This is a genomic window from Oceanobacillus luteolus (assembly GCF_042678205.1).
Taxonomy (GTDB): domain Bacteria; phylum Bacillota; class Bacilli; order Bacillales; family Amphibacillaceae; genus Oceanobacillus; species Oceanobacillus luteolus.
This window is the reverse complement of the sequence record NZ_JBHUDE010000162.1, coordinates 29,262-51,548: the sequence shown is the minus strand read 5'-3', so window position 1 is coordinate 51,548 and position 22,287 is coordinate 29,262. Positions and strand designations below refer to the sequence as shown.

The 22,287-nt window shown below is 40.3% G+C and carries 21 protein-coding genes and 1 riboswitch; of the genes, 5 read left to right on the top strand and 16 right to left on the bottom strand.

The genetic code is table 11. From position 1 onward, the window contains the following. Positions 1-119 precede the first annotated feature (119 nt). The 5 genes from ACFSBH_RS19205 to ACFSBH_RS19185 all read right to left on the bottom strand — a co-directional run bounded on the left by ACFSBH_RS19205 (position 120) and on the right by ACFSBH_RS19185 (position 4,182). Complete coding sequence (locus ACFSBH_RS19205) at positions 120-1,307, bottom strand: M14 family zinc carboxypeptidase (protein WP_251512397.1); 1,188 nt, start codon at positions 1,305-1,307, stop codon at positions 120-122. A 304-nt stretch (positions 1,308-1,611) separates the two neighbouring features. Next, on the bottom strand, positions 1,612-2,313 hold the full coding sequence (locus ACFSBH_RS19200) for an ABC transporter substrate-binding protein (protein ID WP_379599204.1): 702 nt from the start codon (positions 2,311-2,313) through the stop codon (positions 1,612-1,614). Next, positions 2,310-2,603: an ABC transporter substrate-binding protein gene (locus ACFSBH_RS19195; protein WP_379599202.1), complete on the bottom strand. Its 294-nt coding sequence runs from the start codon at positions 2,601-2,603 to the stop codon at positions 2,310-2,312. Before ACFSBH_RS19195 ends, ACFSBH_RS19200 begins: the two co-directional genes overlap by 4 nt. 42 nt (positions 2,604-2,645) lie before the next feature. Then, entirely contained in the window at positions 2,646-3,413 is a 768-nt protein-coding gene (locus tag ACFSBH_RS19190) for an ABC transporter permease (RefSeq protein ID WP_379599200.1), read from the bottom strand. After that, positions 3,397-4,182 (bottom strand): ABC transporter ATP-binding protein, encoded by a 786-nt coding sequence (locus ACFSBH_RS19185; protein WP_379599198.1) that lies wholly within the window; start codon positions 4,180-4,182, stop codon positions 3,397-3,399. The genes ACFSBH_RS19190 and ACFSBH_RS19185 overlap by 17 nt, the downstream gene beginning before the upstream one ends. Before the next feature lie 227 nt (positions 4,183-4,409). Between ACFSBH_RS19185 and cysK the strand changes: the two genes are divergently transcribed. Further along, positions 4,410-5,333, top strand: a complete 924-nt coding sequence (cysK, locus tag ACFSBH_RS19180) for a cysteine synthase A (RefSeq protein WP_251512390.1) — start codon at positions 4,410-4,412, stop codon at positions 5,331-5,333. A 99-nt stretch (positions 5,334-5,432) separates the two neighbouring features. Here cysK and acsA read toward each other — a convergent pair whose 3' ends face one another. The 9 genes from acsA to ACFSBH_RS19135 form a co-directional block, all read right to left on the bottom strand. Then, positions 5,433-7,151 carry an acetate--CoA ligase gene (acsA, locus tag ACFSBH_RS19175; RefSeq protein ID WP_251512388.1) on the bottom strand — a complete coding sequence of 573 codons (1,719 nt, stop codon included), beginning with the start codon at positions 7,149-7,151 and terminating at the stop codon, positions 5,433-5,435. 15 nt (positions 7,152-7,166) lie between these two features. Continuing rightward, entirely contained in the window at positions 7,167-7,907 is a 741-nt protein-coding gene (locus tag ACFSBH_RS19170; RefSeq protein WP_379599195.1) for an ABC transporter ATP-binding protein, read from the bottom strand. A 17-nt stretch (positions 7,908-7,924) separates the two neighbouring features. Beyond that, entirely contained in the window at positions 7,925-8,779 is an 855-nt protein-coding gene (locus ACFSBH_RS19165) for an ABC transporter permease (protein WP_379599193.1), read from the bottom strand. 15 nt (positions 8,780-8,794) lie between these two features. Further along, complete coding sequence (locus tag ACFSBH_RS19160) at positions 8,795-9,778, bottom strand: aliphatic sulfonate ABC transporter substrate-binding protein (RefSeq protein WP_379599191.1); 984 nt, start codon at positions 9,776-9,778, stop codon at positions 8,795-8,797. A gap of 136 nt (positions 9,779-9,914) precedes the next feature. Continuing rightward, positions 9,915-10,018: riboswitch (SAM riboswitch) on the bottom strand. Positions 10,019-10,177: 159 nt separating this feature from the next. Continuing rightward, positions 10,178-12,055, bottom strand: coding sequence for a PTS fructose transporter subunit IIABC (locus ACFSBH_RS19155; RefSeq protein ID WP_379599189.1), 1,878 nt, complete (start codon positions 12,053-12,055; stop codon positions 10,178-10,180). 25 nt (positions 12,056-12,080) lie between these two features. Further along, positions 12,081-12,992 (bottom strand): 1-phosphofructokinase, encoded by a 912-nt coding sequence (pfkB, locus tag ACFSBH_RS19150; RefSeq protein ID WP_379599188.1) that lies wholly within the window; start codon positions 12,990-12,992, stop codon positions 12,081-12,083. Then, positions 12,989-13,738, bottom strand: a complete 750-nt coding sequence (locus ACFSBH_RS19145) for a DeoR/GlpR family DNA-binding transcription regulator (RefSeq protein WP_379599186.1) — start codon at positions 13,736-13,738, stop codon at positions 12,989-12,991. Before ACFSBH_RS19145 ends, pfkB begins: the two co-directional genes overlap by 4 nt. 299 nt (positions 13,739-14,037) lie before the next feature. Then, positions 14,038-15,141 carry an NAD(P)/FAD-dependent oxidoreductase gene (locus tag ACFSBH_RS19140; protein WP_379599184.1) on the bottom strand — a complete coding sequence of 368 codons (1,104 nt, stop codon included), beginning with the start codon at positions 15,139-15,141 and terminating at the stop codon, positions 14,038-14,040. Between the two features lie 79 nt (positions 15,142-15,220). After that, a complete protein-coding gene (locus ACFSBH_RS19135; protein ID WP_251512370.1) occupies positions 15,221-15,388 on the bottom strand; it encodes a hypothetical protein in 168 nt (55 codons plus the stop codon). 283 nt (positions 15,389-15,671) lie between these two features. On the opposite strand from ACFSBH_RS19135, the gene ACFSBH_RS19130 reads away from it, so the two are divergent. From ACFSBH_RS19130 to ACFSBH_RS19120, 3 genes are all read left to right on the top strand, one after another. Then, the gene (locus tag ACFSBH_RS19130; RefSeq protein ID WP_379599182.1) at positions 15,672-16,460 is read left to right on the top strand and encodes a GDSL-type esterase/lipase family protein; all 789 of its coding nucleotides are present in this window, start codon (positions 15,672-15,674) and stop codon (positions 16,458-16,460) included. A gap of 127 nt (positions 16,461-16,587) precedes the next feature. Beyond that, entirely contained in the window at positions 16,588-17,541 is a 954-nt protein-coding gene (locus ACFSBH_RS19125; RefSeq protein WP_251512366.1) for a zinc-binding dehydrogenase, read from the top strand. Positions 17,542-17,769: 228 nt separating this feature from the next. Continuing rightward, entirely contained in the window at positions 17,770-19,116 is a 1,347-nt protein-coding gene (locus ACFSBH_RS19120; protein WP_379599180.1) for an alkaline phosphatase, read from the top strand. 97 nt (positions 19,117-19,213) lie between these two features. On the opposite strand, the gene ACFSBH_RS19115 is transcribed toward ACFSBH_RS19120, so the two are convergent. Both ACFSBH_RS19115 and ACFSBH_RS19110 read right to left on the bottom strand, forming a co-directional pair. Further along, positions 19,214-20,131 carry a DMT family transporter gene (locus ACFSBH_RS19115; protein WP_379599178.1) on the bottom strand — a complete coding sequence of 306 codons (918 nt, stop codon included), beginning with the start codon at positions 20,129-20,131 and terminating at the stop codon, positions 19,214-19,216. Positions 20,132-20,300: 169 nt separating this feature from the next. Continuing rightward, on the bottom strand, positions 20,301-20,897 hold the full coding sequence (locus tag ACFSBH_RS19110) for a superoxide dismutase family protein (RefSeq protein WP_379599176.1): 597 nt from the start codon (positions 20,895-20,897) through the stop codon (positions 20,301-20,303). Between the two features lie 188 nt (positions 20,898-21,085). Between ACFSBH_RS19110 and ACFSBH_RS19105 the strand changes: the two genes are divergently transcribed. Further along, positions 21,086-22,258, top strand: a complete 1,173-nt coding sequence (locus tag ACFSBH_RS19105; RefSeq protein ID WP_379599174.1) for a M20 family metallopeptidase — start codon at positions 21,086-21,088, stop codon at positions 22,256-22,258. Positions 22,259-22,287 lie beyond the last annotated feature (29 nt).

Genomic DNA, 22,287 nt, shown 5'->3' with positions numbered 1-22,287 from the left:
CGCATTTTTTATGCATTTCTTAACTTAACGTGCTTTTACTCATGAACTTTAATTGCTGCTCATAAGTCTTGTCTTGCTTGAATTCCCTAATGAGTAATAAAATTCATCTTTTCTCCCGACTACCGTTCAGTTAAAGGTATTTCATCATAGTCTTCAACATCCAGTTCATGGACTTCACCTGTTGCAACACTGTTTAAAATACCTAGTACTCCGGTTTCAACAGCTTTTGTTAATTGTCCCATTTTCTTCTGTCCGAAGTTTTGCGTCTGACCAGTAATTTCAAATAATACCGTGCCACTTCCATTTAATGCAAAGGTTCCTAATGCTGTGCCGGGCAAGTCTAGACCTTGAGGATATAACGAGATATTGCCAAAAGGTGAATTACCCATTTCTTGCAATGCATTGTAAGCAGCCACGTTTAATTGTTTAGAAAATTCCTCGTTATACTGATCTGCATATTGACGATACTTTTCCCCCTCTGGTGTACTTGGATTCGGCACAAAAAGTCCGGATAATGATAAGGTAACCGGATCGTCCGTACCTTCAATCACATACTCACCTTGGTGATGTAGGTCGATAAAGACATCAACCGTTCCAAATTGTTCTTGTAAATTTTTATAAACATCGCGAACTGTTTGAGATTCTGGTGTAATAAACCATCCTGCCTGTGATGAGTTGCCAGGAAAGTCTTGCGGTTGAGGTACATAATCTAAGTTAGGATTAAAATCTCGGTTTACATCAAATCCTGGCTGTGATGCATAATCCCAATATTGATTTACGTATGTGTAATAATTCCATGTTGGTTGGGCGCCTTCCAGTTGCGGAAATTCCTCGATCACCTCTTCCCAAGTCATTTCATTACCACGGCGGTTTAATTCGGAACCATCGGGATTCATCATTGGAATCGCTACGATTGTCAGTTCTTCCCTGAGTTGTCTCATTTCTGGAGAATTGTTTTTACCAATCTTTTTGACCATATCCAACAAAGCTTTCGTTCCTACCTTTTCATTTCCGTGTATCTCACTTTGAATCAAAACCACTTTATCCCCTGTCCCAACGGTTGCGGTATAGATTTCTCTTCCTTGGTTGGAATATCCGGCGACTTCTACTTGGACGTTTCCATTGCTTGTCCTTTCAATTTGAGTTAATTCTCTTGTTAATTCATCATGACTAATAAATCCTGATACTGGTGGTTTTTTAATTTCTGCTGCCTCTGAAGTTAACGGGGGATTAACTGCTGGGGAAAGAGCTCCCGCACCAAGTAAAATAGCCCCGCTCAATAATGCAACTTTTCCAATCAGCTTCATTGCAGTGCCTCCTTGTTAGTATTAGTAATGAAATTATTCTCGTTATATGTACTAATCTCCTTCCGATATTTATAAAATGAATGCTATAGACTACGTGGTTTTTAGTGAACCACAACTTCTTTACTAAGAATATCTCGAACGTTGGGAGGAAGGTTTCTAGGGAAAAGGGCGGAAGGAAAGGGTTGCAGGCTCAAGGTACTTATCTGAACCTAAGAGGCTTTTATATTCACAAACGGTAAAGACCCTTGATAACTCCGTTCAGAGTCAGCAAGGGTCAAATCTTTTACATGTAATGATCGTTCATTTACTCAGACGCTACTAATCCTTCAAAATTAGGTTGTTCCTTTAGAAACTCCAATTCGAATGAGGATTGACCGAATTCGAGCAAGACTTCTTCGTCAATTTCAGTAGTATATGTGATCCGGTCCATCGCTTTCGCCACAATAGCTTTATCCATTTCTTGTTTAGTTAAGTCTTTGATTGCGTTGATTGCGATGTCTTGTGCTTCTTCACGATTTTCGTTAATGTAGTCCACTGCTTTTTGTTGTGCGTCCACTAATCCTTGAACGATGTCTGGATTATTTTCAACTAAATCTCCTGTTGCGACTGAAACAACGTTTGGTAAGTTTTCTCCATAAGCGATTTCTTCTGTGCTTACAACGACTTTTGCTCCGTTATCAATTAGAATCGACGCCCATGGTTCTGGAACTGCAGCTAAATCTACTTGACCTGTTTCAAACATACCTTGATAAGAGGCTGGGTTTCCAGTCACATGCTTCAATGAACCACCGATACGCTCAGAAGATAATTCATCAACACCTTGCTCCATTAAATATGTTTCAAACTGTACGTTATGGGTACATCCGATACCAGGTGTAATAAATGTTTTTCCTTCAATATCTTCTAATGTTTCAATTCCACTTTGTTCACTTGCGACTACTACTGTCCCTCCAGCTGAAGCACCACTAATAATTTTAACATCTGCACCATTGGAATAGTTGTTCAACACTGTTCTGGTCCAACTAATCCAGCATCAATTTCACCAGACTTTAAGGCGGTCATGAATGTTCCTCCATCTGGGAATGTACGATATTCGATGTTCACGTTATCTCCAAGCGCCTCTTCGTAGTAACCTTTTTCACGGGCAACCATTGCTGGTGCATGGTCGATATTCGGGAAATATCCAATGATGACTTCTTCCTTCTCTGCATCGCCGCTAGTACCAGAATCATCTCCACAAGCTGCTAATGCTCCCAAGGATAGGAATGCAACCAGCAGTAAAATCCACTTTCTCATTTAACTTCCTCCTTCATAAATGTAAATTTAAAGACATGACGTCTAAGCTGCTTCTTTTTGTTCTAATCCCCATTTAATCATGACTTTCTTTTCAATCCGCTGGAAAATAAGAATATCTACTGTAACTCCAATTACACCAATCACGACCATGATTGCCATGACCATATCCATCCGACCGAAATCGGATGCGTACTTCAGCGTATAGCCGAGCCCTGGTCCGGAACTTAATAATTCACCAGCCATTAATGCACGCCAGGCGAACGCCCATGCAAGCCTTGTACCTGTAACTGCATAAGGGACGGAAGCGGGCAAGATTACCCGGAAAAATAAATCAATCCCCGTTGACCCCATCGTTTGAGCTGCTTTAATAAAAAGCGGTTGGACATTTTTGATTCCTGTTCGCATGTTGATTGTCATTACGATGGTTCCGCCGAGTACGACGATGAAGATAACTGCTTTCTCATTTAAGCCAAACCACATGATCGCCAGTGGAAGCCAGACGATACTAGGGATGCTTTGTAATGCCAGTATGAGCGATCCAAGTGTCTCATCTGCAGTTTTGAACTTTGCTAATAATATCCCTAAAAGTACTCCGATAATCAGTGCAATACTTAAACCGATTAATAATCGAGAAAAACTTGCTCTTAAGTCTTGCAACAGTGACCCATCCGCTAAGCTTTCAAATAAACTTGAAAAGACAGTGGTCGGGGATGGTAAGATGACAGGAGGGATGGCGAAAATCCAAATCGCCAGTTCCCATAATGCAAATAACCCTACAAAAAATAGAATACGTTTAATTGCTAACTGCATATTTCAATTCCTCTTCTGCTACTTTATCAATTTCATTTTTTAATAGTTTCATAATCTGTTCTTCATAATGTGCCATCTGTTGCAAATGTTTTTCACGAGGTCTTTCGATGTCGATAGGGATATCTTGCAAGATCCTGCCTGGTTGGGTACCCATGACAATGATGCGGTCAGATAACTTAATGGCTTCTTGGATACTATGGGTTACGAATATAATTGTTTTTTTCGTTTCGACCCAGATCCTTTCCAGTTCATCATGAAGTCTGATTCTTGTTTGTTCATCTAGTGCACCGAATGGTTCATCCATAAGCAGTACACGGGGGTTCATCGCCAATGCTCTGGCGATGGCGACTCGCTGCTGCATACCTCCTGAAAGTTCATGAGGCGAATGATTGGCATAAGCACTCAATTGTACGAGTTGTAAATATTTCTGTGCTGTTTCTCGGGCTTCCTTTTTCTTCATTACTTTTTTCAACGGAAACATCACATTTTCTTCCACGGATAACCAAGGGAAGAGGGCTGCCTGTTGAAATACCATGCCCCGGTCATTCCCGGGTTTAGTTATTTGTTGGTTGTCTAAGTAAAGTTCTCCTTCACTGGGTCTAAGAAGTCCTGCAATAATGTTCAGCACGGTAGATTTCCCACAACCAGATGGTCCTAAAAGAGAAACGAATTCTCCCTTTTCTATATTTAAGTTGATATCACGTAATACTTGTTCCGTTTTTCCTTGATTCGGAAAGCTTTTCTGTACGTTGTTTATCGAAAGAAACATGTTTTCCCACCCTTATAGATTAAACAAACTATTCCTAGTAAGTTAATCTGATTAACTATGTTTATTATATACTTTCTCACTTAAATGTCAATCTTCCAGTCTTTCTTTATTGTTATCTCCCTAGATATACGCTAAAATATAGTCAAAATAATACTAAGCTGACTGATTTAGTTGGAATTTAAATTGCAGCATTTCGTTTATTATGCAATAAGAGAGGAAGGAACTTCATGAAGATATATCGTTCAGTACTTGATCTTATCGGAAATACTCCTATTGTTCAGTTGAATAAATTACCAGATCCAAATGGTGCTGGTGTATATATGAAATTAGAGTCATATAATCCGGGTGGCAGTGTCAAAGACCGGGCAGCATTCAATATGATTGAACAAGCAGAAAGAGATGGCAAACTGATTCCGGGAAAAAGCACGATTATTGAGCCGACTTCTGGAAATACAGGGATTGGAATTTGTATGGTCAGCGCAGTTAAGGGATATCGCTGCATCATCACGATGCCGGATAATGCTACGAAAGAACGGATAAAAATTATGAAAGCCTACGGGGCAGAAGTCATTCTGACACCTGCAAGTCAAAGGATGCAAGGAGCTATCGACGAAGCAAACAAGATAGCGAGCAACATCCCAAACAGCTTTATTCCGATGCAATTTGAAAATGAAGCAAACTCTGATGCTCATCGTGAAACAACTGCAGTGGAAATTCTAGAATCCTTTGATGGTAAGTTGGATGCTCTAGTCCTCACTGCGGGGACAGGAGGGACCGTGACAGGTGCAGGTGAAGAATTGAAAAAACAAATCCCCGATCTAAAAATATATGTGGTCGAGCCTAAAGGTTCTCCAGTTCTCTCCGGTGGGCAACCAGGTCCACATAAAATTCCGGGCACAGGCCCTGGGTTCATCCCGAAAATATTAAACCAGGAAATCTTTGATGAGATTCTTCATATAGAAGATGAAGACGCCCAACAAATGGCCCGCTATCTTGCTGCAAAGGAAGGGATATTTGTCGGCGCATCTGGTGCAGCTTCTGCATATTTCGCCATCCAGATAGCAAAAGAACTTCCGGAATCTGCGAGAGTTCTCAGCATTGCTCCTGACACAGGGGAACGATATTTATCATCGGATTTATTTCCAGAGTGATAGAGTGGGGAGCTAGCTGACCATCCCTATACTTTTTATAAATAGCCGTGCGGACTTTTACCACACGGCTATTTTTGTTTACTTTGTTTGCTAGCTATTTTAACGAGTTGCTGATACAGAAGGTTCTTTGACTCCAGTGTGGTTTGCCTCTGCATGACTTAAAGCTACTTCCCGTGCTTTTAATTCTCTTCGTAAAATCTTCCCACTGATTGTTGTTTTTGGTAATTCATCCATAACCTCAATTTCTCGAGGTGCTGCGTGTGCCGCTAGTTGATTTCGGACAAATAGACGGATGTCTTCTAACAGTTCTTCCGATTCCACATATCCTGGACGGAGGGTGATGAATGCTTTTACAATTTCACCTCGGGTTGGATCTGGTTTACCGATTACACCGGCTTCACTGACTGCCGGATGCTCAATCAGTTTACTTTCCACTTCAAACGGGCCGATCCGTTCACCGGAAGAGTTAATCATATCGTCGTCTCGGCTTTGGAAAAACACATAATCATCCTCATCTTGAATAGCTAAATCACCTGAAAGATACCAGCCTTCATATTTAAAGTAATCATTGAATTTCTTTTTATTTCCCCAGATTTCCTTCATCAGTCCCGGCCAAGGAGTACGGACAGCGAGTTGCCCAACAGAGCAACGAGGCAATTCATTTCCATCTTCATCAAGGATACCGACTTGTATCCCCGGGAATGGTCTGCCCATCGAGCCCGGCCTTATTTCTTCAGATGGTAAATTGACGACTAAATGTCCTCCAGTCTCGGTCATCCACCATGTATCGTGAATGCGGACGCCCAGTTTTTCCCAAGCCCAGTAAATAACTTCAGGGTTTAGTGGCTCACCGACACTCAGTACATGTCGGATAGATGATAGGTCGTATTTTTCAAGCAACTCATCCTGAGCAAGGAGCATGCGAAAAGCAGTAGGGGCGCTGTACCAAATCGTTACTTTGAATTCCTCGATGAGTTGATACCACTCCTCAGCCTGAAAGCGTCCGTTTTGGATGATGATCGTTGCCCGGTTCAGCCATGGTGCAAACAAACCGTATACACTCCCTGTCACCCAGCCTGGGTGGGAGGTGCACCAATATACGTCGTCATCTTTAATATCCAGTACCCATTTACCAGAAATGTAATGATGACCGACCGCCCGATGAGCGTGGAGCACACCTTTAGGTTTTCCTGTAGAACCGCTTGTATAATGAATAATTAATCCATCTTCCGGGTCGAGCCACTCTACAACATCTTCTTCTACACCTTCAATAGTAAGTACTTCGATATCCTCCACAAATAATATGGTTTTTAACGAAGGGATTTCGTCTTGCGGCACTCTATTTACCATATCCTTATCTGTAATTAGCAGTGTACCTTCACAGTCATTGATACGTTCTTTTATCGCATCCTGCATGAAGGCTTCAAAAAGTGGACCAGCAATGGCACCAATCTTAATGATTGCCAGGATGGAAATATAGCATTCTGGCGTTTTCGGAAGGAAAACAAATACGCGATCTCCTTTTTTAACACCAGAATTCTTTAAAACTGTTGCATAGTGATCCGTTTTTTCCTTCACTTCTTTGAAGGTATAACTTTGTCTCTCCTCACCATTGACATAGTGGAGGGCAATTTTATCACCATAGCCATCTTCTACATGACGGTCAATCGTCTCATGTGCTGCATTGACCTTACCGTCTTCCCGGATAAAATCTCTCCCTAATTGGTTCCAGTCAAAGTTTTTCCTTACTTCGTTATAGTCTGATAGATTGTAAGCATGATTAGCTAAAGATGGAATACTTCTATTTTTTAATGTCATGTTCTTTTCCTCCCTTTAGATGCGCGAACTCTGTTTATTCAAATCAAGGCTGTCTAAAATCTCTTTCTTGTAGAATGCGGCTTTCTCGCTGCCACGCTCGAGATTACGTGCTTCACTAATTTCAATTTCTTTATCGATTTCTCCAGGCTGCCCTCTTAAAATAATGATGCGATCACATAAATATGTTGTTTCGTCAATATCGTGGGTGACTAGAACGATGGTGGACTGATGAGTCTTCCAAACATCCAACAACAAATCCTGCAGTTGCATTTTTGTAAATGCATCGAGGGCGCTGAATGGTTCATCTAATAAAAGGATTTCCGGTGATGTGACCAATGCTCTTGCAATTGCTACACGCTGGGCCATCCCGCCGGACAATTGTTTTGGATAAAGTTTCTCACTGCCCTTTAAGCCGACGCTTTCCAAATACTCAATAGCACGCGCCGTCATGTCTTGTTTATCTCCCTTTAAGCCGAAAGTTACATTTTCCAATACCGTTAACCATGGAAATAATCTCGGCTCTTGGAAAATGAATCCTACCTTTTCATGCACTGCTTTTGTCGTCGTTCCGTTAATTGCAATTTCTCCGTCGTAACCACGATCGAGTCCTGAAATTGCACGTAATAATGTACTTTTCCCACAGCCACTCGTGCCAAGAAGTCCGATAATCTCACCAGGATTGGCGGAGAAGTTGATATTATTCACTGCTGTTTTCCCGTCAAACGTTCGGCTGACATCCCTTAATTCAAGGCTCATTTGATTACCCCCTATGTTTACGATCGTTCCAGACTATCCTGCCAATGCAAAGATCTGTCTTGAATCAGTTTTAAAATCCAATCCGATAATTTACCAATCACTGCAAATAAAATAATACTTGCGATAATTGTCTCGGGTGAAAGTGTATTTTGTCCAAGTACGAGTAAATACCCTAACCCTTGACTTGCACCCATTAGTTCCGCTGCGACAACAAACATCCACCCTAAGCCAAGACCGCTGCGGAGTCCGACAATAAAGGAAGGCAATGCAGCAGGTAAGATGATTCTTTTGATGAGTTGGAAGTTGTTTAAACCATACATTTTGCCGACTTCGATTAATTTTCGGTCCACGCCGCTTATCCCGCTCACGATATTTAAATACACCGGGAAAAACACACCGACTGCAATCATCGTCACCTTCGAAGGTTCGCCAATTCCCATCCATAGGATGAATAAAGGTACCCAAGCGAGGGAAGGGATGGAGCGGAAGGCTTGTAGCATCGGGTCTAACAGTTGCTCCGCTTTTTTATAAAATCCGACTAACGATCCTAGGATGATTGCAACGATGGTACCTAATATAAATCCTTGAAATACACGGATAGTCGTTATCCCGATATGCGACCATAACGTTCCATCCTGCGCCATCGTCAGGATGGTGTTGAAAATAACGGTCGGTGCGGGAAGCTGGTAGGCAGGTAATACTTCTAATCTACTTAAACCCTCCCATATTATTAAGAGGGTTACCGGAATAATACTGCCTAAAATTACTGTTCTTCCAGACCCTGAAAATCCATTAAGTTTCCCAGTAGCTTTATTCTTTTCGATATGTTTCTTTAAAGGTACTGATGTTGTTAATTCCCCTTTGTATTTCATCTTGTTCCCTCCACCTTATTCAGACTTGATTGATTCTTCCGCAAACGACGAATCAATGAGTTCGGAAGTTACTTCCTCAATATCTGTTGTTTCATCGATTACTTCTCCAAGTAAGACATTGCCTGCTTCAATCAGCGCCTCATGATGCAGCTTACTCGGTATAGCATTGGAGAAATCATTCCGTTCAATCTGTGTTTTTGCCACTTCCAGTTCGATGCTCGCTTCTTCTGCCAGGATTTCTGCAGCCTTTTCTGGATTGTCAATGGTCCATTCTCTAGCTTTCTCGTAAACCTCAATAACTCTATCCACATAGTCGGGATATTGCTCAGCAAATTCCTCTCTTACACTTAAAAATCCATACGTATTGAAGTCAGGATTGCGATAAAACAGTTCGGCATCGGATTCCAATTCCAGTCTTGCCATATGTGGGTCAAGCCCCGCCCAGGCATCAACAGAACCGGAAGATAAGGCAGAAGCACCATCTCCATGTTGCAGGTTTACAATTTCAACATCATCTGCTGAGATACCGGATTCATTTAAAGCACGAAGCAAGAAAATGTATGGATCCGTACCCAGTGTAGCGGCAACTCGTTTTCCTTCTAAGTCTTGAATCGATTCAATTCCTGAATTCTGATTTGTGACGAGTGCAGTCCATTCTGGTTTGGAGAAGATATAGACGGTCTTGATTGGAGCGCCATTAGCTTTTGACATTAAGGTAGCCGCACCTGCCGCAGAACCGAAATCTACACTATTACTGTTCAGGAATTCCAAGGATTTATTACTGCCTTGGCTTAACACCCATTCAACTTCTATGCCATCTTCCTTCAATTCTTCTTCCAGCCATCCAAATTCTTTCAATACTAGACTAGTAGGGGAGTAGTACGCATAATCCAATTTGATTTTTTTTGGCTTACCATCCGTACTGGCTGAAGTGGAACATCCAGAAATGAGTAATACTAATCCAACCATACTGATGATCAAATATTTTAGTTTTTTCATAGTTTTTTTCCTCCTGATTAACATTCATTTTTCCCTTATCTTGAAAAAGGGTATATATCCTGTTTCCTAACCTCCTACTTATGAAAATATAAAAACCCTCTTCCGTTAAGAAGAGGGTTGATTTATCATTACGCTCTTCTTATCTTCCAGGATATAATCCTGCTGGAATTAGCACCTTACTATTTTTAAGTAGGTTGCCGGGCATCATCGGGCCAGTCCCTCCGCCGCTCTGGATAAGAAATAATTATTCAATTGTTCTAAAAATTTTTGTGTTAGATGCATAATAACATCATAATTTTTTCAAGTCAATCTTTTCAGGGAAGATGAGACGAAAATACTAATTCGAGGAAATTTCTGGATAAAAAAAGATAACCCACAGAGGGTTATCTTTAACATGTGTTAACGTACTGTTTTTTTCCACAATCCAAGTACAACTGCTGCAACCATTGTTCCAATAGCTAAAGCTAATAGGAAAAGCAAGGCATTTTCAGCAAGTGGAATAACGAAAAGTCCACCATGTGGTGCAGGGATGGCTGTATTCCATAGCTGGGTTAATCCTCCTGCAGTTGCTGCTCCAATAATGGACGAAGCAATGACTCGTATAGGATCAGCTGCTGCAAATGGGATGGCTCCTTCTGTAATGAATGATATTCCCATAACATAGTTTGTTAATCCGGATTTACGTTCGCCTTCTGTAAATTTATGTTTGAACATGGTAGTGGCTACCGCGATTGCAAGTGGAGGCACCATTCCGCCCGCCATTACTGCCGCCATTAAACTACCATCACCTGTATCAGTGAAAATTCCTATCGAGAAAGCGTAAGCGGCTTTATTAAATGGTCCACCCATATCAATCGCCATCATTCCTCCAAGTATCACTCCAAGAATGACCGCATTCCCTGTTCCTAGATTTTGCAAGAAATTAATCATCGCTGAATTAATCCCTGAGAAAATTGGGCCAAAAATATAATACATTAATATTCCAGTAAAGAATAAGCCGATCACAGGATAAATTAAAATCGGTTTTAAACCTTCCAATGATTTCGGTAAATTGCGGAAAAGCTGCTTGAGTAGAACGACAATATAACCAGCAAGGAAGCCTCCAACCAAACCACCGAGGAAACCTGCATCACTATTCACGGCAATTAAACCAGCTACCATTCCAGGCATGAGACCAGGTCGGTCGGCAATACTCATTGCAATAAATCCAGCAAAAATCGGGATAAGGAAGCTAAATGCATTCCCACCAATTGAATTTAAGAAGGTGAAAATTTCACTATCGCTGCCTAGCATACTTTCAAATAAGAATGATATGGCGAGTAAAATCCCACCCCCAACTACAAATGGCAGCATATGGGAGATACCATTCATCAGATCCTTATAGATTCTACCCCAAATTGAAGAGGATTTTTCTTCTTCAGTTTCAGAAGTTTTCACCTGATCAGCATGATAAACCGGAGCTTCTTGGTTCATTGCTTTTGTAATGAGTTCTTCGGCTTTATGAATTCCGTCTGTTACCGGTCGTTGCAACACATGTTTACCAGTAAATCTGCTTAAATCAACTTGTTTACTGGCAGCGATGATAATAGATTCTGCACGTTCAATTTCATCAGCCGTCAGTGCGTTTTTTGCTCCTTCAGAACCTTGAGTTTCTACGCGGATATCCACATTCAGTTCAGCTGCTTTTTTCTTTAAGGCATCCTCAGCCATGTAGGTATGCGCAATCCCCGTTGGACAAGCGGTAATGGCGACGATGAACGGTTTTTTCTGGCTGTTTTCCGCATTAGCAGTTGTTTCTTCAGCCTTTTCCTGCACGTCTTCTTCTGATACTGCGTCTTCGAATAGCGCATGTACTTCATCGGGTGTTATTGCTTTTTTCAATTGATCGATGAATGCTTCGTCAATTAATAATTTCGAGAGGGAAGCCAACGTTTCTAGATGGGTATTGTCGGCGCCTTCTGGAACAGCAATCATGAAAAACAAGTACGAAGGCTCTCCATCCAGAGATTCATAATCCACACCCTTATTGCTTTTAGCAAATAGAACGGTAGGCTCTTTAACTGCAGCACTCTTCGCATGCGGCATCGCGATTCCATCACCGAGACCTGTCGTAACTTGTGCTTCACGTTCTAATATTGCTTCTTTAAATTTTCTGCGGTCTGTAATCACTCCATTATTTACGAGACTTTGTATCATCTCATCAATTACGGGTTCTTTTGTTGTTGCCTGCAAGTCCATAATCATAATATCTTTTCTTAAGACATCGGTTATTTTCATGATAATCACCTTTCTTTATCAAATTTTAAAGGCGTGAAACTTCGACATGTTCTAGTAGTTGTAAAATATCGTTTTTCTTCGCTAAGTCATCCGAAAAGGCTGTCGCACTTCCAGATGCGAGTCCCATTTTGAATGCGGACTCTATATCACCGGATGAATGGTATTCAGAAATAAATCCAGCTACCATTGAGTCTCCGGCACCAACAGAATTTCTAACAGTACCTTTCGGGCTAATTCCTTGATAAATCGCATCTCTTGTAAAGAGCAATGCACCATCGCCAGCCATAGATACAATGACATGCTGTGCTCCGAGATTTATCATTTGTTTACCGTAATGAAGAATTGCTTCATTGCTTTCTAATGTTACATTAAAGAATTGCGCCAACTCCTTTACGTTCGGTTTAATGAGGAATGGCTGATACGGCAATGATGATTTTAATCCTTTTCCAGTCGTATCAATGACAAATTGAACATTTGCAGCTGAAAAACGCTCAATCAGCTGTTTGTAAAAATCAGAAGGCAAGGAAGGAGGCATACTGCCTGACAAAATAACTATGTCATTTGCCGTGAAGTTCTCCGCTTTTTTTAACAATGCCTGTGCTTCTTCTTCACGTATAGTAGGACCTCTATCATTAATTTCGGTCTCAGAATCGGATTTCAATTTGATGTTGATTCTCGTATCATCACCGATTGTTATAAAATCTGTACGAATCCCGTCTTGTTGTAACCAGTTGGTGATAAATTCGCCGGTAAAACCGCCAATAAAGCCGAGTGCAGTCGTATCTGTATTCAATTGATGAAGGATACGGGAAACGTTGATTCCTTTACCGCCGGGAAGCTTAAAGTTACTTAAACTATGGTTCAGTTCACCTAACTGAAGATTTTCAACTTGAACCACATAATCAATCGACGGATTGAGAGTAACCGTATAAATCATCGCTCCACCTCCAAAACATTCGTTTTCTGTTTATATTCCTGAAGATTTATTTTCGATTGTGATGTTATGATTGTCACTTCCTCCAAGTCGCATACTTTAACAAAGTTGATTTTCCCCCATTTGCTGTGGTCGGCTAACATATAAGCCTTGGAGGAATTTTTGATTACTAATTTTTTTAAAGCTGCTTCATCCGGATCAGGTGTCGTACAGCCATATTCCATGTCAATTCCATTTATTCCTAAGAAAGCTTTGTTAAAGCGGTAATCACTGATTTCTTTTTGACTCGTTGGTCCAATAATTGCTTTTGTAGAAGGTTTTATCCTTCCACCAACGAGAATCGTGTGTATGTTTTTATCTGCAAGGAGGGATGCATGCTGTATCCCATTTGTAACAACGGTAATGTCATCGCTTTCAATAAAATCAATCATAGAAAGTGTTGATGTACCAGCATCCACGTAAATCACATCGTTCTTTTCGATAAAAGAAGCAGCAGTTTGACCAATCGCGTCCTTTTCATGAACGTTTTTGAGTGATTTTTCCTGAATTGATAATTCATCATCCAATCGATAGATACGTTTAGCGCCACCATGGACCCGCCGTAACAATCCATTTTTCTCTAATTCATCGAGGTCCCGTCTAATTGTAGATTCAGAGCATTGAAGCGTTTCCATTAATTCTTTTGTTTTAACGATTCCTTTCTGTTTCAGCAGGTCTAATATGGAAGCATGTCTCTCTTCTGTTAACATAATAACCTCCTTTATCTGTATAATACCATCAAAATCGTTCAAAAACAATCAAAATTATTCAATTGTCGTGTGATGTTGTTAGATAGAAGAAGGGAGGGGGGCGTGAAACTGGAGACAATAGAGGGGATAGAAAATAATAGGGTATTAGTTGAATTGGCGAAAGAGTAGAATTGTAACTAAACGAAATCTCCTGTATGTGTATACGCTCAAAAAATTCAAAATTAAAGCTAGGATTTTCAAAGAAATTAGAAATCCTAGCTTTTTTACTTTGATTAATATCTCCATTTAATTGGATTTTATTATCTATTCAACCTATAAGGGTCTAAATCAATCTCAATTTCCTCATCCATCGCTATCTTCGCTGCTAAAGATCCGATATAAGGACCCATCGTCAATCCAGAAGCCCCTAATCCAGTTGCAACAACAACATTTTCGAATTCAGGAATAATACCCAAGTAAGGCTTATTATCTGGACTCATCGGGCGGAAGCCAATCCGGATTTCCTTTACTGTATGATTGACTAAACCTGGTGCAACTTTTAATCCTTCATTTAATACTTCTTGAAGACCTCCCGCAGTCATCCGGTAGTCAAAACCAGTCCCGTCCTCTCGGGTTGCGCCAAAAGCAATGCGTGAATCATCAAAGGGAACAATATAATGGCTACTTTCTTGGGGGAGAACGACAGGGAAATTGGATGTGTCTTCATCGGCAGATAGATGGATGATTTGTCCTCTTTGAGGATTCACATGGATGGAAACACCAATATCCTTCAGCAAATCATTCGTCCAAGCCCCGGCTGCGACAATAATATGATCAGCTTGTATAGCACCTTGTTTGGTTGATACTTTAATTTGGTTGTCGTGTTTTTCTAAACGTATTTGCTCCTCTATTACTTTACCTTTATTTTTCTTCACTCCTCGTACTAAAGCTTCAGCTAATAATCGTCCATCTAAACGGGCAGCTCCGGAAATATAGAGTGCATGTAAGTTATCAGCTAGTGCTGGAAAATATTCTTGTGCCTTTGGAGCCTCTAAAAGTTTAATTTCGCCGATTACTGGAAATGTTTCTCTTTTTTTAGCCACTTTTTCTTCCAGGTTATATAAAACATTTATGTCTTTACTTGTTGCAATTGCCCCGGTTTGTTTATAACCAGTATCTGTTTCTCCGAGTTGATTCAAGGAATGTATCAAGCCAGGATAATACTGGGCACCTCTGCTTGCAATGACAAACCAATCAGGGTCATGATATCTCGAGATCCAAGGACAAATAATTCCTGCACCTGCCAGTGTTGCTTTCCCTTCAAGAGCTTTATCAATTAAAATGACCTCACAGTCATTGCTTTGGGATAAATAAAATGCGGCACAAGCCCCTACAATTCCTGCCCCTATCACTGCAACTTTCATTGTCTGACCTCCTCTTGTTTTTTCTTTCTAATACATGATTTGACATTCCTCCGTAGAATCCCTTTTTAAATCAGGGTAACTATTGTTTTATATTTAAGTAATGGTGCGAAGAAGAGGGGAGAAGCGCACGTGGATTATAACCTGTTTTTAATTTTATAATGAATAGGACAAATGTTATTCTAAAACTACCAGCTGGAGATAAGAGAATTCCTTCTGGCAATGCGTCTAATATTCTCTCTTTTTCCATTATTCTTACCCTTTACAACGTACTACTACCGAGGTAGTTAAATTGTCAATTTATTTTTTGTTTTTTAACAAAAAAATAAATATTTGGTTCGTCATGGATTTTATTTCGGCTTTGAAGCTTCACATGGTCACGTGACAGGACGAAATACTGTCGGATGCATATAATATATTAAGTTTTGTTTAATCCCTCACGATTAAAATCTTCAAATAAAAGTGTTACAATTGAGGAATCGTAATAATAATTGGTTGTGGGGAGCCCCCACGCATTAAAAGGAGGTCACTCTTTGAACGATAAAGTAAATTCAATACACCATGATGTTGGCAAAAGACGACCAAAAAAGACCCGTTTGATAACCTCTCCAATTTTGTTGGCTGCAGCAGCTTATGTTGGGATCAATAAGTATAGGCAAGCAAAGAAATTGAATAAATACATGGAACAAGCAAGAACCAATACAAAACATATAAGAAGAGTCCTCATTTTAGGTGATTCGGTGGCAAAGGGATATGGATCACCGAACGGAGGCATTACAAATTACCTGAAAGAGCATCTTGAAAGTAAATTTGGTGAAGTAAACGTAGAGAATGAAGGGATTGTTCACCTAACTTCGGAAGGCTTGCTTCAAAAGCTGATCAATGAAAAATTGTACGACCAGCAACTGCAAGATTCCAATCTTGTATTTATCAATATTGGAGGAAATGACCTTCTGCAACACTTCCACAAAGATGGCGCACGTGCCGTGTTAAAAAACTTCTTTAAAGTCCGCTCTAATTATATAAAAAACTTACAACATATCATCGAGTACATTGAAGCAATCAATCCAGCCATAACCATCGTCGTGAATAACTTGTACAATTCTTTAGAAAAGGACTATCAATTTTTTGGCTTGACGGGGGTTCTAATCAACTATTGGAATTCAAGCATGAATAAGCTTGCCATTATTCGTGTGAATACGAAAGAACTAGGTAGAAAAAAAGATTTGTGGGCAGATATGGTCCATCCTAATCAAGAAGGATATAAGGAACTCTCTGATTTGATCATTAAGCAAGTGAGTAATGTTTTGGAAGAGGTTTGATTAATTATCCACTTATTGCTTCATAGACAGGCCAAGTTCAATAAATTGTCATTCCATTTCGGTAGGCCATCCTCTTTAAGGTTTATAATATAGATGTAGACATACAACAACTTAAGGAGGAATCATCATGAAAGGTTGGCAGTTTGTAGAAACAAATGAACCGTTAGAATTGGTGGAAAAAGAAGATCCGAAAGTTGAAGCAGGTAAAGTAGTTATCGACACAAAGGTGGCAGGTCTTTGTCACTCGGATGTCGGTGTTTTAAGAGATCCAGGTTGGAAAGAATTACTTGGTGAACTTCCTGTCATTATGGGGCATGAGGTTGCCGGTGTCATCAGTGAAGTTGGTGAAGGTGTAACAGACTACCAAGTTGGTGATAAAGTAGCTGTCTGTCCTACTGGTCCAAGCAAAATGGCTCCAGGTTATGCATATGATGGAGGCTTCGGTACAAAGGTTTTAGCACCGGCTGAAGACTTAGTCCGAATCCCGGAAGGTGTTTCGTTTGCACAAGCAGCAGCTGGTACAGATGCCGGAATGACGTCTTACCATGCAACATTCACTAAAGGTGGAGTAAAAGCAGGCATGACAGTCGGTATGATTGGTATTGGTGGATTGGGTCAGATTGCATTAGAAGCTGCTGTTGCAAAAGGAGCTACTGTATATGCGGTTGATTTGAACCCAAATGCACGTGAATTAGCTAAAAGTTTAGGTGCTGCAGGCACATTTGAAAATGTAAAAGAAATTGCACAATATGAACCAGAGGTCATTATTGATTTTGCTGGTTTTGATGTAACCACTAGAGAAGCACTAGAATCTATTGGTTTCCAAGGTAAAGTAGTCCTTGTCGGTATGGGGAAACTAGAAACAACGATCAATGTCACCTCATTGATCACTAAGCAAGCAACATTGGTTGGAAGTAATGGTGGTACGAAACAAGATATTGAAGAAATCTATGAATTGTTTGCTAGTGGAAAAGTGAATCCTAAAATAACTGAAATAAGTTTTGATGAAATTCCTGAAGGTATTCAGATGCTGGAAGAAAATAAAGTTACAGGTCGTTTAGTAGCGAACATGGAAAAATAAATACTTAGAATTAAACCTAAGAGGTAAGTTTTTTATGCTTCTTAGGTTTTTTTGTGCGAAGAACAGTAAGGAGCGGGGTATCAAGTCCTGCAACTTTAGCAAGGCAAAAATCTCGCCTAGTGATTCCTGCCTAAAAAAATTTATGCTAGATTTACTAGACTTTAACTAGATTTCAATATTAGTTAGTTATACTCAAATTGTAGTTGAAATTTGAGAGGAGAGGTTAATTTGTTCAACAATCTTGGTAAAAAACTTGGTGTAGTTGCACTAAGTGCAGGGCTCGTACTTTCTGGTTTAAGTTTAGGGGCGGTCGATGCCAAGCCAGAACATGCTCGAAACAAGGGGAATAATAAAAAAGTAGAAAATGTCATTTATATGATTCCGGATGGATTCAGCTCTGACTACGCAAGTAACTATCGCGTTTATAAAGGGGAAGACGCGGTTTGGGATGCGCATTTAAAAGGGATGTTCACTACATATTCAGCTAACTCTGATATCACAGACTCCGCTGCAGCAGGTACAGCAATGGCCACTGGAAATAAAACAAATAATGGTGTAGTTGGTCTAGATCCTGAGGGAAATGAGCTTCAAACGATTCTTGAGGCAGCCCAAGAAAACGGGAAAGCATCTGGTCTAGTCGCAACATCTACCATTACACATGCAACACCAGCGTCTTTCGCTTCTCATGTAGAAAGCCGTAATAATGAAACTAAAATTGCGGAACAGTATCTTGCTAATCAAGTAGATGTGATACTTGGTGGAGGTAAAGACAATTTCTTACCAGCCTCTAAAGGTGGAAATCAAGAGGAGCTTGATTTGATCAAACAAGCAGAAGAACAAGGTTATGAATTTGTTGAAACTCGAGATGAATTACTAGAAAACAAGGATATCAAACTTAGAAAAGGTGAAAAACTGTTAGGATTATTTGCAGATGGTGCTCTAGCTCCGGAACTTCACCGTGGTGAAACGGAAGAGCCAAGCCTTGCAGAAATGACCGAAGTTGCTATTGATATTTTAGAAGAAAACAAAAAAGGATTTTTCTTAGTAGTTGAAGGCAGCCAAATCGACTGGGCAGGACATGCGAATGATGCTGGTTATGCGATGTCAGATGTTGCAGCATTTGAAGAGGCAGTGGAGGAAGCGATTGAATTTGCCGAAGAAGATGGTAAAACGCTTGTAGTCGTTGCTGGTGACCACGATACTGGTGGAATGACGACTGGTTCCAAAGGATCCATGGAGCTCAATGCAGCTGTTTTACAAGATGTAACGGCTACAGGTGATTTTATGGCTGCTCAATTGAATGAAGATCGTTCCAACGTACGTGAAGTTCTTGCGAAATATACTGGATTTGACTTGACGAATGAAGAGGTTCAAGCGATTCAAGATGCGAGCAATGCAGCTTTCGCAATCAACACGGTAGTGAGTGATCGCGCGAATATCGGATGGACAAGCACGAACCATACAGGAGCAGACATCCCTGTTTATGCATATGGTCCACAAGCAGAGAAGTTTGTTGGATTTCTGGATAACACAGATCTTCCAAAAATTATGGCTAAGGCGATGAAGCTAAAGTAAGCATTTGAGTTAACGGTACAATAAAAGAGATTCCCCCGAGACATGGTATGAGCCTGTTCGGGGGAATTTTTTTAGATAAGAACTATATTACACACTTTCACATTCTCCTTCTTCTTCTTTGCAACATCCATGCCTCGAGTCCGCCTGAGCCGAAGATTACCCCAAAAACAATAAATATTAGTCCAATAAAATGAGATAATAAAATGGCCTCATTCAGGAATAGAGCTGCTCCCATAATAGAAAAGAATGTATTCAAGTTCAAAAATATGGATGTTTCTGCTGGTCCTAGTCTGCTGATGGCATGATTATACGCCATATGACCAACTCCAGTAGCAATTAAAGCAGAAAATAGGAAGATGAGCCACACTGTATAGTCAGCTTGCTTTAGAGAGGCTATTCCATTTGGTTCTTGCAATAAACTTATAAAGAATAGAGCGACAGAGCCAACGACTAACATGTAGCCTGTCAACAATCTGGAATCCATGGTTTCTGCTGCCCGCTTGATCACTATAAAACTAAGAGTTTGAGAAACTATTGATAATAATATGTAGAAATCTCCTAGATTGATTGTCATGATACCTCCGCTGCCAGCTAAAACAGTGAAGCTCACTCCAATAAATCCAAGGATAAAACCTGCGAATTGGAGACGCGATGGTTTTCGTTTTAAGATGATTGTGGCAAAAATGACTGTCAATACCGGACCCATTCCCAGAATCAGTCCCGTGTTCGTGGCACTGGTCAACGTCAAACCAGCTGCTAAAAAGTAATGATGGAGGACGACGCTGAACACTGCACCCCCCATTATAAAATACCATTCTTTCTTTTTGGGCAGCCGTAATGCTTTTGTGACTGCTAAAATTAACATGACAGTTACTCCAGCTGTAAAAATACGAAGAGAAGTAATGGTAATTGGCATAAAGTTTTCTACAATCACTTTAAGCGCGGAGACATTTATCCCCCATATAAGCATGACAAATAAAACGATGAGATAAATAACACGAGGATTTTTGTTCAATATTATTTGCACCCCCCGGTTTATGATGAAAACAGCAATTAAGATGTTCAAATATGTTATATGCTATTCTATCATAGTTGCTGTTATTCTTGAGTTTCTATGAACCGAGAGTCACAACCTTTAAGAACAACTAAAATCCCGAGTAACAAATACTCGGGATTCTTTCACTTTATTTCTTAATCACACCACAAGCAACCCGTTCTCCGGAATTTCCTGCAGGGTCCGTTTTATAATCATCTGCTTTAGAGTGGATCATTAAAGAAGTTCCACCCTCTTTTAAGAGCGAATTTTCCTTACCTTTTTCCAATGTAACCATCTCTGCCAGTACAGTTGCTGATACAGTTCCTTGTTCTGTTACTTCAATATTCGGAAGGTCTCCAGCATGAGGTCCTTCTGGGTTCTCAAATCCGTGCTTTGCATTTGTCGGATTAAAATGGCTGCCTGCTGATTCGAATGTAGGTGGTTCACATAGCCCTTTCTCATGAATATGGAATCCATGGACACCTGGCGATAGGTTGGAAGCTTCCAAATTAATGCTCACACCATCCGATTTTTGTTCCAGTTTCGCTTCCCCGATTGTTTCTCCTTTGGTATTGATTAACGGAACCGTAAGCGATGAAGCTGATTCCTTCATAATGTCAGTAGATACTTCAACGCTTGATTCATCCACTGCATATGTATCTTGATCATTTTCTGTACCTATTGCTTGGTATGCGATAAAAATCAAAAGCCCAAGAGAAAGGAACAGTATAATTAATTTTTTCATGTTTATACCTCCATTGAATTATATTTAAGCATTCACATTATTTACATGAAAGTGATGAAGTAAACATTGAAGGGAAAATGAATTTTTCTTGTTAAAGGCACTATAATTACTGGTTGTTATGAGATAATAGATAAGAGGTATATACAGATACATGTAACTAATCAAAATAGGATAGGTGAGGGATGTAGATGAAAAAGCAACTAATGGACATGTTGGAAAGTCGTAAAGATGAAATGATTGAAATCCGTCGTTACTTACATGAAAATCCGGAACTATCTTTTAAAGAAGAAAAGACAGCACAATATATTGCTGACTTTTATGAAGGAAAAGATGTGGAGTTACATACCAATGTGGGGAACGGATATGGAATCATCGTTACCATCCAAGGTGGCAAGCCTGGTAAAACAATTGCACTCCGAGCTGATTTCGATGCACTGCCGATTCAAGAAGAAACGGATGTACCATTTAAATCGAAAAATGATGGAGTCATGCATGCTTGTGGCCATGATGCTCATACTGCTTACTTGCTCGTTCTTGCCGATTGTCTCATCCAATTGAAGGATTCCTTATCTGGAACGGTTAAAATCATCCATCAGCATGCAGAGGAAACTCCACCCGGCGGAGCAAAAAGCATAATGGAATCCGGTCTGTTGGATGATGTTGAGAATGTTTATGGGGTCCATTTTTTTCCCTTTCACCCAACTGGTGTAGTCAGTTATCGAAGTGAATATGCTATGGCAGGCAGGTCATTTTTCAAGCTGACGATTCAAGGTAAAGGTGGACATGGATCTTCGCCACATTTAGCAAATGATAGCATTGTAGCGGGGTCACACTTTGTGACAGCAATCCAAACGGTTATCAGTCGCCGGATTAATCCTTTTGAGATGGGTGTTATTACGATTGGCTCTTTTGACGGAAAGGGAACGTTCAACGTAATCAAAGATAGTGTGGTGCTGGAAGGTGATGTTCGCTATATGACATCGAAGACACAGCAAGTCATTCAAGAGGAAGTGGAGCGGATTGTGAAAGGTATCGAAGCTCAATTTGGTGTGACATGCGAGTTGGAGTATGTTCCTGATTATCCGCCGCTATACAATGACCCGGAAGTGACGGCTCATGTGGTTGCTACGTTAGAGAATTCCGATGCTCCGGAGATTAAGGAAGTTAAGGAATTCCAAATGCTTTCTGGTTCTGAAGACTTTGCTTATTATCTTGAAAAAATACCCGGCTGTTTCTTTTACGTAGGTTGTAAACCAAAAGGGGTGGAGGATGCTTATTTCAATCATCATCCGAAGTTCGATATTGATGAGGATTGTATGCTTGTTGCGGCTAAAGCGGTTGGAGAAATCGTTTGTAGTTGAATAAAAGAATAGTTACCACTTTAAAGGTC